This is a genomic window from uncultured Enterovirga sp. (assembly GCF_964242715.1).
Classification (GTDB): Bacteria; Pseudomonadota; Alphaproteobacteria; order Rhizobiales; family Beijerinckiaceae; genus Enterovirga.
Window position 1 is genome coordinate 34,888 of sequence record NZ_CAXTAZ010000041.1, and the last position, 11,687, is coordinate 46,574.

The window sequence follows — 11,687 nt, forward strand, 5'->3', positions numbered from 1 at the left end:
GGCCGAGCCGAGCCGCTCCACTGCGACGTCAGTCCGGCCGAATCTGCTGAACGCGAACCCCCGTGTCCTCTGCACTCCAGCGACGATCCGTAGTCACGGCCGGGAGCTTTTCCCGGCCGGCGAGCGCGAGGCAGGCGCGGTCGCCAAGGGACAAGCCGGAGCCCCGGGTTCGAGCCCAGAGTGAGCCCGCTGACGCTGCGAGCTCGGCGTCGAATGAGACGACCTCGTACGGCAATTCTCGCGCGAGCCTGACGGCCTCAGGTCCCGACAGCCCCCGCTCGACGAGCTTGCCGATGATCTCCGTGAGATTGACCGTGCTCAGGAGGGATCGGGGAAGCAGCCTTCGGACGACGTCTTCTCCTGGTTCGCCCCGAAGGAACGCGAGCACGGCCGAGGCGTCGAGGACGGCCTCAGCCACGGATGTCGCTCTCAACCTCGCGGCGACGATCCGTCAGGAGGGACTCCGCCAAGCTATCCTCGCCTGCAATAAGCTCGCGGACCAGTTGCTGGGCACGGCTCATGGCCATCGCGGGCGACAGCACCGTCATCTCTCCGACCTCGGCGACAGCGACCACCCCATCACCGGGCCGCGCCCCCAGCGTGGAAACGATGTGCGCCGGCACGGTGAGAGTGCCGTCGGCGTTCACGGCCAGCCTTTCGACCGTGCGTCCCGCTCCTGGCGGAGAAAGGTCCGGCGCCCCAGTGACTTGACCCGGTGCGTTGTGGCCAGGATCGGATAGGTTGTAACCAGAGCCGGACGTTACGACGGCGTCACCTCGAAGCTTATCACCCTCCAGAACGTTACGGACGTGCTGATAGCGTCGGTTCAACAGGCGAGCGATGTCGGCGCGGGCGACCCCAGCCCTGTCCAGAGCTCGAATCTTTCCGGAGATGCTGGTCTCGGTATCGATAATGCGCTGGAATTCCCCAGTCGCCATGTCTGCCTCCTCTGAAGGGAGAACTACTAGGCAGTTAGGTAGATACCTGTCAAGCGCCCTTGTCGTACAGCTCCCGCCCGATCAGCATGCGCCGGATTTCGCTCGTGCCGGCGCCGATCTCGTAGAGCTTCGCGTCGCGGAGCAGGCGGCCGACCGGGTAGTCGTTGATATAGCCGTTGCCGCCGAGGAGCTGGATGGCGTCCAGCGCGCATTGCGTGGCCTTCTCGGCCGCGTAGAGGATCGCGCCGGCGGCGTCCTCGCGCGTGGTCTCGCCGCGGTCGCAGGCTTTGGCCACGGCGTAGACATAGGCCTTGCAGGCATTCATCGTGACGTACATGTCGGCGACCTTGCCTTGGACGAGCTGGAAGGTGCCGATCGGCTGACCGAACTGCTTGCGCTCGTGGACGTAGGGCATCACCGCGTCCATGCAGGCCTGCATGATGCCGAGCGGCCCCGCGGCCAGCACGGCGCGCTCGTAGTCGAGCCCGGACATCAGGATGCCGACGCCGCGCCCGACCTCGCCCAGCACATTCTCCTCCGGCACCTCGCAATCCTCGAAGACGAGTTCGCAGGTGTCCGATCCCCGCATGCCGAGCTTGTCGAGCTTCTGGGCGGTCGAGAAGCCCTTCATGCCGCGCTCGATCAGGAAGGCCGTGATGCCGCGCGTGCCGGCATTCGGATCGGTCTTGGCGTAGACGACCAGCGTCTCCGCCTCCGGGCCGTTGGTGATCCAGAATTTCGAGCCGTTCAGGACGTAGCGGTCGCCGCGCTTCTCGGCCCGGGTCTTCATCGAGACGACGTCCGAGCCGGCGCCGGGCTCCGACATGGCAAGCGCGCCGACATGCTCGCCCGAGATGAGACCTGGCAGGTATTTCCGCTTCTGCGGCTCCGAGCCGTTGCGGCGGATCTGGTTCACGCAGAGGTTCGAATGCGCGCCGTAGGACAGCCCGACCGAGGCAGAGGCGCGCGACACCTCCTCCATCGCGACCACGTGTTCGAGATAGCCGAGCCCCGTGCCGCCGAACTCCTCTTCCACCGTGATGCCGTGCAGCCCGAGCGCTCCCATCCGGGGCCAGAGGTCGCGCGGAAAGGTGTTGGTGCGGTCGATCTCGTCGGCGCGGGGCGCGATTTCGTTCGCAGCGAAATCCCGAACCGTGGTCCGGATCGCGTCGGCGGTTTCGCCGAGGTCGAAATTGAAGTCGCGCGTGGCGTTCGGAATCATCGGGTTCGTCCGGCGGAGATGGCTCTGGCGGGCTCTACACCTCCGGGAGCGTCCCCGTCACGCGTCCGCTACCCGCAGCCAAAGCGCGAGTCGCAGCCTCCTCGGACGAAGGCCTGCCACTCGGCTTCCGAGCCGTGGAAGGCGTTCCGGTCGACCGCCCCCGAGATGCCCGGGACACGCCCGGTCGTCGTGTATTGCCAGATCGTCCAGGTGCGATCCTTGTAGCGGACATGGGGCTCGGCGGCCGTCGAGCGGATCCAATGCGCATACTCCCGGAGTTCGCCCTCGAGGATGTCCTCGTGAAAGGTGATGTCCGTGTAGATGATCGGCCGCTTGCCCGTGTGGGCCTGCATCTCGCGAAGCATGAGGCGGATCATCTCGAGCGCCTTCGGGCGGCTGAGCTTGCCCGGGCAGGTTTTCGATTCGCCGTTCCACTCGACGTCGAGAACCGGGGGCAGGGCGCTCGCATCCTGCGGGACCACCTTGCGGAACCAGACGGCCTGATCCTCGGCGGGGCGGCACCAGAACATGAAATGGTAGGCGCCGCGCGCGACGCCGGCCTGGCGGGCGCCCTCCCAATTCTGCAGGAAGAGCGGGTCGACATGGTCTCCGCCTTCGGTGGCCTTGATGAAGGCGAAGCGTTTGCCGGAGGCCGCGACCGAAGCCCAATCGATGCGTCTCTGCCAGCGCGAGACGTCGATGCCATGGATCGGGAGCGCGTGAGCTTTTTCGACCCCGGGGTGAGGCTTCACGTCGCCATACGAGTCGCGGCCGACCTGGGCCGCACAGGCCGCGATCCCGAGCGCGATGGCGCCGGCGGTTCCCACCCGCAGCATGACACCCAGCCGTGTTCGAAGGCGCGACGCGAGTGTCATGAACAACGATCCGTTCAACGCAACAGCCCTAAGCCATGCCCCGAACGACGTTAACGGGCGTTTGACGGCATGAGAGCAGGTCCCGAAAAGCTGTTGCAGCGCGGTGACATCCGCGCGCGAACCGGATCAGGCCGGCGAAGCAGGCCTTCGCTCCGGATCGTCCGAAAGGCCGTTTCGTCCCACTAAGCGCCGGCCTACTTGATCTGCCCGCGGCAGATCTGCACGGCGCCGATGGCCTGGCCGGCGTCCGGGATCTCGAACCAGGCCTCGTTGTCCTTGTCGCCGTCGAAGCGGAGCGCGATCTGGGTCGCCCGGCTGATCGGCTGCAAGAGCGGGTCGGCGCCCGAAAAGGTCCCGACGAGGACATTCGTGGTTGCCGCCTCCCAATTGGCGGCTCGATGCTCGACCGTGTCGCCGACGATGAGATCGGCTGTGGCCTTGTCGCCCTTGGTCCAGTCCCATTTCGAATAGCCGAAGACCATGACCAGGATCGATGTGCCGTCCTTGGCCTTGCCGAAGGTGAAGACGACGGAATTCTTCGCGTCTCCATCATTCTTGTCGATGTAATTGTGTTGGATCGAGCACACGCCGTCGCTGTCCGGCTTGGTCGACACGTCCCAGCCCGCGATCATGTCGGCTTGCGCGGCCGTGCCGAGGAGGAGCGCGGCTGCGCTCGCGATCAGTTTCCGTGACATGTGGCCATCCCTGCGCTCGATGCGTCCCCGGCCGATCCGACCGCCGGCAATCGCTCTGAGCTGCAAAGGAGCTTGGCGGCTGCGGAGCCTGGGATCAAGCGGGCCCGGAGGCACCCTCATCGACCGTGAGGTCTGCCGGGAGCGACCAGCGCCGAAAGGCCAGCCGATCCTGGATCCGGACGCGCTTCGTCCCGCCGCCCCAATTCATCGCCGAAGCTGCGCTTACGAGGTCTTTTCGCGCCGCGCTTGCTGCTGGGCTGGCAGGAGCGGCTGCCGCTCCCGATCCTGGTTCCCGTCCTTCGACTTCACCGGATAGAGGTTACGAAGCTGGCGCCCGATGGCGTTCAGGATGGCGGCGTCAAGCATCATCGTTCTCCTCGAACCGCGCGCCTGGGCAAGACCCGCCATTCAGTCACGTTGATACGGAGCATCCGATCGCTGCCCTGAAGAGCGGGTTAACCTCTCGGTCCGGGGGCACGCAGCTCACGAAGGAGCAGCGTTGCCCGGATACCGGCCGCGTCGATGCAAGAAAAAGGGCGCGACCGCTATTCGCAGTCGCGCCCGAAAGGTGGCGGCCCGATTGGGGGCAAGGGCCGTTGGAGACATAATCCCTGTGAACCTGGTTGGTTCCACCATCCCGAGACCATTTTCGAATCAGGCAGAAGGCTCAAACGCCGCCACCAGCCTCCGGGGGGCAACCGTCCGCCAGGCCGAGAGAAGGGCATGACGGAGCGTGTCTTCGTCGGCCGAGTTCAGGTCGACATTGGTCCAGCCGCGAGCGTCCCACGAACCCGCGATCGGTTCGAACACGTCGGGTTGCGCCTCCGTCATGAGCGCCTGCCATTCCGGGGTGAGCTTGACGACCACCCGATCTTCCTCCGTCCAGAGAGTCGCCAGGATCTTGCCGCCCACCCGGAAGTCGGGATGGCCCCTGTGAGCGCCCTCGATCACCTCCGGCAGGAGACGCGCGAGCGCGCGGACATCGTCAGGTAGCATAGGGAGAGGCGATGCAACTGACTCGCTGGCCTCCCTCAGATCCTGGCCGCGACCAACAGCTCGATCGGCTGGCCCTTCCGGACAGAGGCGGTCGGCATGGACGGGACGCTGCCCCGAATCTCCCATGCCCGGTCATCCAACAGGAGAGTGGTTCCGATCAGCTCCCGGATGTCGGCCTCCATTTCGAATGGAGCCTCGATCACATAGGAAGAATGCCTCTGGTCGAGCTTGGCCCTCCCCAGAACCCTTGGGGTCCACAGACTCGCGACGTCGAATGTGCTGCTCATCAAGCCTTCCTGCCTTTGGACGAGGATCTATCTCGGGAAACTTGAAGGACGGCTGAACGTGCGCCTGAGCGGATCCGGGCAGCCGGTCGGGCGTGACGACGGGGCTCGTCGACCTCGGCTATGCAAGTCTCGGGCACAGGTCGGGTCGAGCTGGTCGTGGCGGGCGGGCGTCCCGGCACGGCAAGACCGCGTCCGCAACGTGTTATCGCGAATGACGATCGAACCGCGGTCCTGCGCGTCGGTCGCCTTCGAGGCGCGACGAACCGAGCCAGACGAGGGATACGGCGCCGGCCGCGACGGCGGCTGGCGCTAACCGGAACTCGCGCACGAACAGCGTCGTCTTGAGAACTAGCGCCTGAAGAGGCGCCTGCCCTGTACCGGCGCTTGCCGTGCCGCCCGGCTCGCCTTATGCACGCGCTCCTCAAGCCTTTGAGCCAGGGTCGGCATGTTATGGCGGGCGACACTCTCACTGCCGTGGGCGAAGTTATCGCCAAAGTCTTTCGGGTAAAAAGCGATCAAATCGATGCCGATACCACCGCTGCGGACGTCAACGGTTGGGATTCTCTGTCACATACCTTCCTGATTTCTGCCATCGAGGAAAGGTTCGGGATCCAGTTCGATCCCTACGTCGTACAGGATTTTACCTGTGTCGGCGACATGGTCGCGGCGGTCGATAGGTTATGCGCATGAAGCCGGTCGTTCTTGCGCTCGGGACGTGCATCTCACACGCCGCCCTCGTGGCGATTCGCGAAACCGAGGAATGCCGGGACAAGTTCGACTTTCAGTACCAGTTCGGTACGGTCGACAGGACCACGCACCCTATCCCCGATGAAATTCTGAGTCGGACCCGCCTGATCATCCAGGACCTCGGCCCTTGGCAGGCCGCCACGCACCTTTCCGAAGAGGAGCGGGCGGTCCTCCCGGAGGATGCAGTTTCCATCAATATTCCGACGCTGCATTTCAACACGCTCTGGCCGCTGCTGGGCGTGGACCCCCGCCAGAAAATCAAGCCCGGGCTCCCGTATGGACGTTATCCGATGCCTTGGACGGATCGGGTCGCGATGGAGATGGTGCGGCAATATCCAGACCTGGAGCAGCGGGTCGCAGCCTATCTCGCCTATGATGTCGAGAAGCACGTCGATTTAGACCATTTCCATACGATGCAGGTCATCGCCATGTTCCAAAGAGAGCAGGCGTCGGATCTTCAGTTCGCGGCCATGGTCACGACGAACTTCACGAAGGAGTGCCTGTATTACGAAAATCACCATCCCTCCGTCGAGCTGATGGTGAACCTGGTCACTCAGATCCTGGGCAGCAGGAAGTTCGCCCAATTGCACCGGGGAAACATTCCGGCGATGGTCAGAGACGCCCGCTCATATTTCGCGGTGCATGACCCCTTCGCCGTCGAGCAGGTACCTATCCATCCCGCGGTCGCGAAGCATTTCGATCTGAAGTGGTGGTCAGAGGATCGTATCTACCCCATCCTAGGCCGGCTATTCACGTTCGAGAGCTACATCCGCGATTACATGACGGAGGACATGCCGGCGGAGGACGGCAGCTGACATATCCGAACCTGTGGGCAGCGTTCGTCGCGACCGCGACCGAGAGGTCCGACCGGCTCTTCTGCCGCGTTGTCACCGGCCCCACGACGACCGATCTCAGCTTTCGGGACCTGCATGTTTCGGCGAGCCGCTTTGCGGAATTCTACCGACGCGTCGGCGTAGCCCCTGGCGAGGAAATCTCAATCTTCCTGCCGCATGGGTCCGACCAGTATGGCGCCTATGTGGGAGCTTGGGCCATAGGGGCGGTCCCGGCCTTCTACACCCCGTTCAACACCAAATCGAAACCGGACATCTACTGGTCAGCGCAACGCAAGTTGTTCTCGAATGCCGGCGCTCGCGTGATCGTGACGAACGCGGCCGGGGTGGACCTCATCGGCACGCATCTGCCGGAGTTCCTGGACCGGGCGGTCGATGCGGGTTGCGTTCCTGTTGCTGCCGGCTGGGAATCCAAGCCTGCGGTCCGCTCCTCCGATCCGGGCTTGATCCAATACAGCTCGGGAACCACAGGGCCGCGAAAGGGGGTGGCGCTCACCCATGGGGCCGTCCTGAGCCACATCGCCGCCTATCGCGAAGCGATAGGCCTCAGCTGCCAGGACAGGATCGCGTCCTGGCTCCCCCTGTACCACGACATGGGCCTGGTCACCTCCTTCCTGCTCCCCTTGTTGGAGGGCGTCCCGGTCATCGCCATGGACCCCTTCGAGTGGGTGAACCGGCCGACGAGGTTGCTCGACCTGATGGTCGACTTCGACGCCACGCTGTGCTGGCTGCCGAATTTCGCCTTTGCCCATATCGCCAATGCGGTCAAAGATGGATCCGAATGGGATCTCGCCCGTATGCGGGCATTCATCAACTGCTCGGAGCCGTGCAAGGCCAGCACGTTCGACCGTTTCCTCGAGAGGCTCGGTCCGAGCCACGTGACCCGGGGGTCGCTTCAGGTCTGTTATGCTGCGGCGGAGAACGTCTTCGCGATCACTCAGACAAAGGTCGGGGCCGACGTCGCGGCGCTCGGAACCGAGGGCTCGGGCCGAACCCCGTCTGACGTGCTTTCCTCCGGCTCTCCGGTTTCGGGGGTCGATATCAAGATCGTCGGCGACGACGGCGAGGAGGTCACGGCCGGAACCGTCGGCGAGATCTTCATCAGGTCGCCCTACATGATCGAGGCCTACCGCCACTCGGACCAACCCGCGGTAAACGCGGAAGGTTGGTATGCGAGCCGTGATCACGGCCTGCTCGTTGATGGTAAGCTCTTCGTCCTGGGCAGAAAGGACGACGTGATCGTCACGCGAGGCAAAAACATCTTCGCCCACGACGTTGAGACCGCGTTGAGCGAGATCCCAGGGCTACGACCCGGCCGCAACGCAGCTCTCGCCCTCTATTCCGCCGCCTCGGCCACCAATGAGCTGGCTCTGGCGCTCGAACCGGCCGATGACGGCGCGGACCTGAGAAGCCTTCGTCGGCAGGTGGTGCAGACCGTGGAATCCACGTTTGGGATCGCTCCATCGGTCGTCGAGTTCGTGTCGAGGGATTGGGTCGCGAAGACCTCAAGCGGCAAGATCAACAGGGCCCTCAACGCGAAGCGCCTCCAAGAGTTGTTGTCGCGCGGTGCTGACGAAGCCTAGTCAAGTTACTCCGAACGCCGATGCTGCCGCAAGCAGATGTCGTATTGCTAAATCTCACTAGAGCGCGCACAAGTCTCTGAAGATACATTAAAAAATAATTCGGGATCGCAGGACAATCCCGGCGCCTAGGATCGGCATGGCTCGAGGCCTGAGACTGCGAATCCGCAGATACGTCGTCGTTTCTTACCTGGCGGACCTCAGCCATGACGGCACGGAGCGGCGGGTCAGGAACGAGCTTGGAGGGCATGTCGACGATTACAGCCAGCGTGGGCTGCGAGAGGGTTGGTCGTCTAGAACCACGGCCGCCGTCCTGGCCGCCGTCCGGTTCGGAAAGCTGGCCCTGGACCTCGACCATGACCGGCGGATGCGCATCGGGCGAGTGCTGAGCGAGCAGGATTCGGGCGAAAGGGCCGCACTTGCCTGGCTGGTCGCGTTCAACAGCGGGCGTTTGAACGGTGTCGGGATCGACTCCTTCGTGCTCCGATACAACTACACGAGTGGCCTGCTCGCCTCCTGGATCATCCGGGGCAAAGCCGTAGACCCGCGTGTCCGCCCGATCTTCATCGCAGTTTCGGCTTGGGCTCTTGCCGGGGTCGCGCGAGCCGAGATCGACCAACGGCTCGAGGAATTGCTCGACGGCATGAAAGTCCCGGCCGAGACGTAGGCCGGTGATCGTCAGGAAGGGCAGCGCCAACGCTCATGGCTCGCTAGCCGCCCAGCATTTTTCCGCGCACCAGCCGCTCTGTTATGAGCCCGATGAACAGTGAACCGATCCCAAACGATATCAGGTACGCCTTGTCGAGTGCTTCAGCCCGATATCCAAGATAATAGGCCGTTCTCATCCACTCGACTCCATGGAATATCGGGTTCCACGAAAGCGCATATCGGGCGGCCGCGGGAAGTTCATCTGCTACGAAAAGCACGCCGGAGGTGATGTAGAGCACGATCGTTACAAGCGTGTAAGCAATGACGATGCCCGGAAGGGCCATTGCGATGAGACCCATGAGGAAACCAAGGCCGAATGCCAGCAGAAATGATGCGAGTAGCGCATAGCCCGCTTCCAGCGGCTTGGGAGGAACAACGTCGATCCCTAGGCAGTAGAGAGTACCCATGACAACGAGGGTCATGATGCATGACGCAAATACCTCTAGGACGCCGCGCGCCAGAAACAGGTCCACAATCTTGACGACAGGAAAATGTACGAGCGGCTTGTTCACGAGTGCGGCCAACATGATGAACCGCGAAATATACATGAACGAGATGGTTGGAACCAGTGCAGTTGCAAAGAATAGCAGCAGGCTGTCGCCATAGGGCGCTACACGACCGGTAAAGTAATAAATCACGATCAGAAGGGTCAAATGGGCGAGCGGCCATGCGATCGATATCAGGTACCCTAGGCCATGACCAAAAAACCTGGTCCGGATATCTCGCAGCATGAGAGCGCGGATCACTCGCGACTGAACGACGAGAGGGTGATCCAGCGGACGACGATGGGTCAGCATGCGGCTATACGAATCCCGAAGATGAATCAGATGAGATCATAGATGATGGCCACCACGATCACGGCGATGCCGACCGGCAGGCCGACGGCGGCCTCCAACCAAAGCAATCGCGTCAGCTCTGGCGGAAGGGGCCTGGACGCGTTCTAACGACGAGGAAGATTCGTTGGCATGAGCGGCCACGATAGCACGCTTGCCTGGGCCATCACCCGAACCCGAAGCCTTGATACCGGAGACCCCGGCGGGAGGCGGCCGGTCGGCGGATATAGGACCGCCTTGGCTGCCGATCACCTCGGTGGTTCAAAATGGCGCGCCCGAAAGGATTCGAACCTCTGACCCCTGATTCGTAGTATGCGGGCGAGAACCGACAGAGAACGCCACGAAACGACGCGAGCCCTTGCATTACACACTTTGTGAGGACGGTGCCGTCATAAGCCGACACGGCCCGTCACAACATACGGGTCCGCAAGGTCCGCACCGGGTCCGCGAGTCACGATGGCGAAGTTCTCAGATCGGTCGCTGAAGGCGATGACGCTGCCGCCCGGCAGGAAGGACATGCTTGTTTTCGAGGACGAGGTGCGCGGTCTGGGCTGCGGATCACGGCTAAGGGCACCAGACGTTCATCGTCCAGTGGACGGTCAAGGCGATGGGCCGGAGGTCCGCGAGCCGATCGGCGTTTGGGGCTCGATCACGATCGAGCAGGCGAGGGCGGCGGCGCGCTCCCGCCACGGCGATGTCGCGCGCGGCATCGATCCCGCCGCCGAGCGTCGGAAGCGGAAGGCCGAAGCTGATGCAGAGAAAGCCGAGCGCGCTCTGACATTGGAGGCTCTCACAGAGAGTTGGGGCGCCCTTCACCTGTCGTCGCGGCGCCCTCGCTATGCGGCTGAAGCGCAACTGTTTAGTCCCGGCATTTGCTGGAGCGGGTTGATCATGAAGCGGTCCGGCTCGGCCGTCCAGCGTTTGCAGATGAACTCGTAGGGCGTGAGGCCTTTGAGCGTCTTGAGTCTGCGTCCGGCGTTGTAGGCCGAGACGAAGTCGTTGAGGTGGCGCCGAAGCTGTGTGTGATCGTCGTAGTGGAAGCGCTTGACGGTCGCGTCCTTGATGGTCCGATTCATTCGCTCGACCTGGCCGTTGGTCCACGGGTGCTTCGGTTTCGTAGTTCGATGATCGATCCCGGCCTTCGCGCAAGCGAACTCGAAGGCATGAGCACGGAAGAGTTCTCCGTTGGCCAGCGCTTCTCGGATCTCGGGGACAGCCGAGCCTCCAGCGCCCGGCGGCGTGAACTGGATGCCGTTGTCGGTCAGCACCGTGTGGACCTTGTACGGCACGGCCATGAGAAGGGCTGCCAGGAACTCGGCTGCGACCCGCGTCGTGGCCTTCTCGTGCAGCTCGACGAACGCGAACTTCGAGGTGCGGTCGACCGCGACGAAGAGATGGAGCTTGCCCTGCTCGGTTCGGACCTCGGCGATGTGGAAGTAGCCGATCGGATAGCTCTTGAACTTGCGCTTGTCGGGCTTGTCGCCGTCGACCTCCGGCAGACGGCTGATCCCGTGACGCTGAAGGCAGCGATGCAGGGATGAGCGCGTCAGGTGCGCAATCGTCGCCTGGAGCGCGTAGAGGCAGTCGTCCAGCGGCAGAAGCGTGTGCCGACGAATGGCGACCACAACGGCCTCGTTTTCGACCGACAGCACCGTCGATCGAGGCTCCTTCGGACCGGTTGGCACATTGGCGACCGAGGTCCGTCGCTTCCACTTCGCGACGGTGTTCTGGTTGATCCCGTAGCGCTTCGCCAGCGCCCTCAGGCTCGCTTGACTATGCTGTATCGCTCGACGGACCGCCTCTGTCGTCGTGGCGCTGCCGTGGAGAACCTGGCCCATACCGCGTCCTTCGCAGCATGGTGACGGACCGTATCACCACACTGCGGGATCAAACACCTAGTCTAGAGCGGGTTCAGCTCTTTCCGATTCGAAGCGGGATTCACGGCTGGGGTTTGG

Annotated in this window: 15 protein-coding genes; 5 read left to right on the plus strand and 10 right to left on the minus strand. The window is 63.4% G+C overall.

Annotated features, from left to right (window positions below; translation table 11 throughout):
- Positions 1–28: 28 nt before the first annotated feature.
- The 8 genes from ACFE87_RS18200 to ACFE87_RS18235 form a co-directional block, all read right to left on the minus strand.
- Positions 29–418 carry a type II toxin-antitoxin system VapC family toxin gene (locus ACFE87_RS18200; protein WP_375461067.1) on the minus strand — a complete coding sequence of 130 codons (390 nt, stop codon included), beginning with the start codon at positions 416–418 and terminating at the stop codon, positions 29–31.
- On the minus strand, positions 411–938 hold the full coding sequence (locus ACFE87_RS18205) for a hypothetical protein (RefSeq protein WP_375461068.1): 528 nt from the start codon (positions 936–938) through the stop codon (positions 411–413). The genes ACFE87_RS18200 and ACFE87_RS18205 overlap by 8 nt, the downstream gene beginning before the upstream one ends.
- A 49-nt stretch (positions 939–987) precedes the next feature.
- The gene (locus ACFE87_RS18210) at positions 988–2,160 is read right to left on the minus strand and encodes an isovaleryl-CoA dehydrogenase (protein ID WP_375461069.1); all 1,173 of its coding nucleotides are present in this window, start codon (positions 2,158–2,160) and stop codon (positions 988–990) included.
- A 68-nt stretch (positions 2,161–2,228) separates the two neighbouring features.
- Entirely contained in the window at positions 2,229–3,035 is an 807-nt protein-coding gene (locus ACFE87_RS18215) for a GH25 family lysozyme (protein WP_375461070.1), read from the minus strand.
- Positions 3,036–3,229: 194 nt separating this feature from the next.
- On the minus strand, positions 3,230–3,730 hold the full coding sequence (locus tag ACFE87_RS18220) for a hypothetical protein (RefSeq protein WP_375461071.1): 501 nt from the start codon (positions 3,728–3,730) through the stop codon (positions 3,230–3,232).
- A gap of 222 nt (positions 3,731–3,952) precedes the next feature.
- A complete protein-coding gene (locus ACFE87_RS18225; RefSeq protein WP_375461072.1) occupies positions 3,953–4,099 on the minus strand; it encodes a hypothetical protein in 147 nt (48 codons plus the stop codon).
- A gap of 285 nt (positions 4,100–4,384) precedes the next feature.
- Positions 4,385–4,726 (minus strand): MmcQ/YjbR family DNA-binding protein, encoded by a 342-nt coding sequence (locus ACFE87_RS18230; RefSeq protein ID WP_375461073.1) that lies wholly within the window; start codon positions 4,724–4,726, stop codon positions 4,385–4,387.
- Positions 4,727–4,761: 35 nt separating this feature from the next.
- A complete protein-coding gene (locus tag ACFE87_RS18235) occupies positions 4,762–5,013 on the minus strand; it encodes a hypothetical protein (RefSeq protein WP_375461074.1) in 252 nt (83 codons plus the stop codon).
- A gap of 408 nt (positions 5,014–5,421) precedes the next feature.
- Here ACFE87_RS18235 and ACFE87_RS18240 point away from each other — a divergent pair, with 408 nt between their 5' ends.
- The 4 genes from ACFE87_RS18240 to ACFE87_RS18255 all read left to right on the plus strand — a co-directional run bounded on the left by ACFE87_RS18240 (position 5,422) and on the right by ACFE87_RS18255 (position 8,858).
- Positions 5,422–5,703, plus strand: coding sequence for an acyl carrier protein (locus tag ACFE87_RS18240; RefSeq protein WP_375461075.1), 282 nt, complete (start codon positions 5,422–5,424; stop codon positions 5,701–5,703).
- A complete protein-coding gene (locus ACFE87_RS18245; protein WP_375461076.1) occupies positions 5,700–6,575 on the plus strand; it encodes a WcbI family polysaccharide biosynthesis putative acetyltransferase in 876 nt (291 codons plus the stop codon). Before ACFE87_RS18240 ends, ACFE87_RS18245 begins: the two co-directional genes overlap by 4 nt.
- Positions 6,470–8,194, plus strand: coding sequence for an AMP-binding protein (locus tag ACFE87_RS18250; protein ID WP_375461077.1), 1,725 nt, complete (start codon positions 6,470–6,472; stop codon positions 8,192–8,194). Before ACFE87_RS18245 ends, ACFE87_RS18250 begins: the two co-directional genes overlap by 106 nt.
- A 136-nt stretch (positions 8,195–8,330) precedes the next feature.
- The gene (locus tag ACFE87_RS18255) at positions 8,331–8,858 is read left to right on the plus strand and encodes a hypothetical protein (protein ID WP_375461078.1); all 528 of its coding nucleotides are present in this window, start codon (positions 8,331–8,333) and stop codon (positions 8,856–8,858) included.
- A gap of 43 nt (positions 8,859–8,901) precedes the next feature.
- Here the strand turns inward: ACFE87_RS18255 and ACFE87_RS18260 are convergent, their stop codons facing one another.
- On the minus strand, positions 8,902–9,696 hold the full coding sequence (locus tag ACFE87_RS18260) for an ABC transporter permease (protein WP_375461079.1): 795 nt from the start codon (positions 9,694–9,696) through the stop codon (positions 8,902–8,904).
- A 552-nt stretch (positions 9,697–10,248) separates the two neighbouring features.
- On the opposite strand from ACFE87_RS18260, the gene ACFE87_RS18265 reads away from it, so the two are divergent.
- Positions 10,249–10,671 carry an integrase arm-type DNA-binding domain-containing protein gene (locus ACFE87_RS18265; protein WP_375461085.1) on the plus strand — a complete coding sequence of 141 codons (423 nt, stop codon included), beginning with the start codon at positions 10,249–10,251 and terminating at the stop codon, positions 10,669–10,671.
- Here the strand turns inward: ACFE87_RS18265 and ACFE87_RS18270 are convergent.
- A complete protein-coding gene (locus tag ACFE87_RS18270) occupies positions 10,569–11,570 on the minus strand; it encodes an IS481 family transposase (protein ID WP_375461080.1) in 1,002 nt (333 codons plus the stop codon). The genes ACFE87_RS18265 and ACFE87_RS18270 overlap by 103 nt on opposite strands.
- Between the last annotated feature and the right edge of the window lie 117 nt (positions 11,571–11,687).

Bases quoted from the DNA above. Each gene is read 5' to 3' on its own strand.
- ACFE87_RS18205 (WP_375461068.1), bottom strand. From the start codon at position 938: ATGGCGACTGGGGAATTCCAGCGCATTATCGATACCGAGACCAGCATC.
- ACFE87_RS18210 (WP_375461069.1), bottom strand. From the start codon at position 2,160: ATGATTCCGAACGCCACGCGCGACTTCAATTTCGACCTCGGCGAAACC.
- ACFE87_RS18215 (WP_375461070.1), bottom strand. From the start codon at position 3,035: ATGACACTCGCGTCGCGCCTTCGAACACGGCTGGGTGTCATGCTGCGG.
- ACFE87_RS18220 (WP_375461071.1), bottom strand. From the start codon at position 3,730: ATGTCACGGAAACTGATCGCGAGCGCAGCCGCGCTCCTCCTCGGCACG.
- ACFE87_RS18225 (WP_375461072.1), bottom strand. From the start codon at position 4,099: ATGATGCTTGACGCCGCCATCCTGAACGCCATCGGGCGCCAGCTTCGT.
- ACFE87_RS18230 (WP_375461073.1), bottom strand. From the start codon at position 4,726: ATGCTACCTGACGATGTCCGCGCGCTCGCGCGTCTCCTGCCGGAGGTG.
- ACFE87_RS18235 (WP_375461074.1), bottom strand. From the start codon at position 5,013: ATGAGCAGCACATTCGACGTCGCGAGTCTGTGGACCCCAAGGGTTCTG.
- ACFE87_RS18240 (WP_375461075.1), top strand. From the start codon at position 5,422: ATGCACGCGCTCCTCAAGCCTTTGAGCCAGGGTCGGCATGTTATGGCG.
- ACFE87_RS18245 (WP_375461076.1), top strand. From the start codon at position 5,700: ATGAAGCCGGTCGTTCTTGCGCTCGGGACGTGCATCTCACACGCCGCC.
- ACFE87_RS18255 (WP_375461078.1), top strand. From the start codon at position 8,331: ATGGCTCGAGGCCTGAGACTGCGAATCCGCAGATACGTCGTCGTTTCT.
- ACFE87_RS18260 (WP_375461079.1), bottom strand. From the start codon at position 9,696: ATGCTGACCCATCGTCGTCCGCTGGATCACCCTCTCGTCGTTCAGTCG.
- ACFE87_RS18265 (WP_375461085.1), top strand. From the start codon at position 10,249: ATGCTTGTTTTCGAGGACGAGGTGCGCGGTCTGGGCTGCGGATCACGG.
- ACFE87_RS18270 (WP_375461080.1), bottom strand. From the start codon at position 11,570: ATGGGCCAGGTTCTCCACGGCAGCGCCACGACGACAGAGGCGGTCCGT.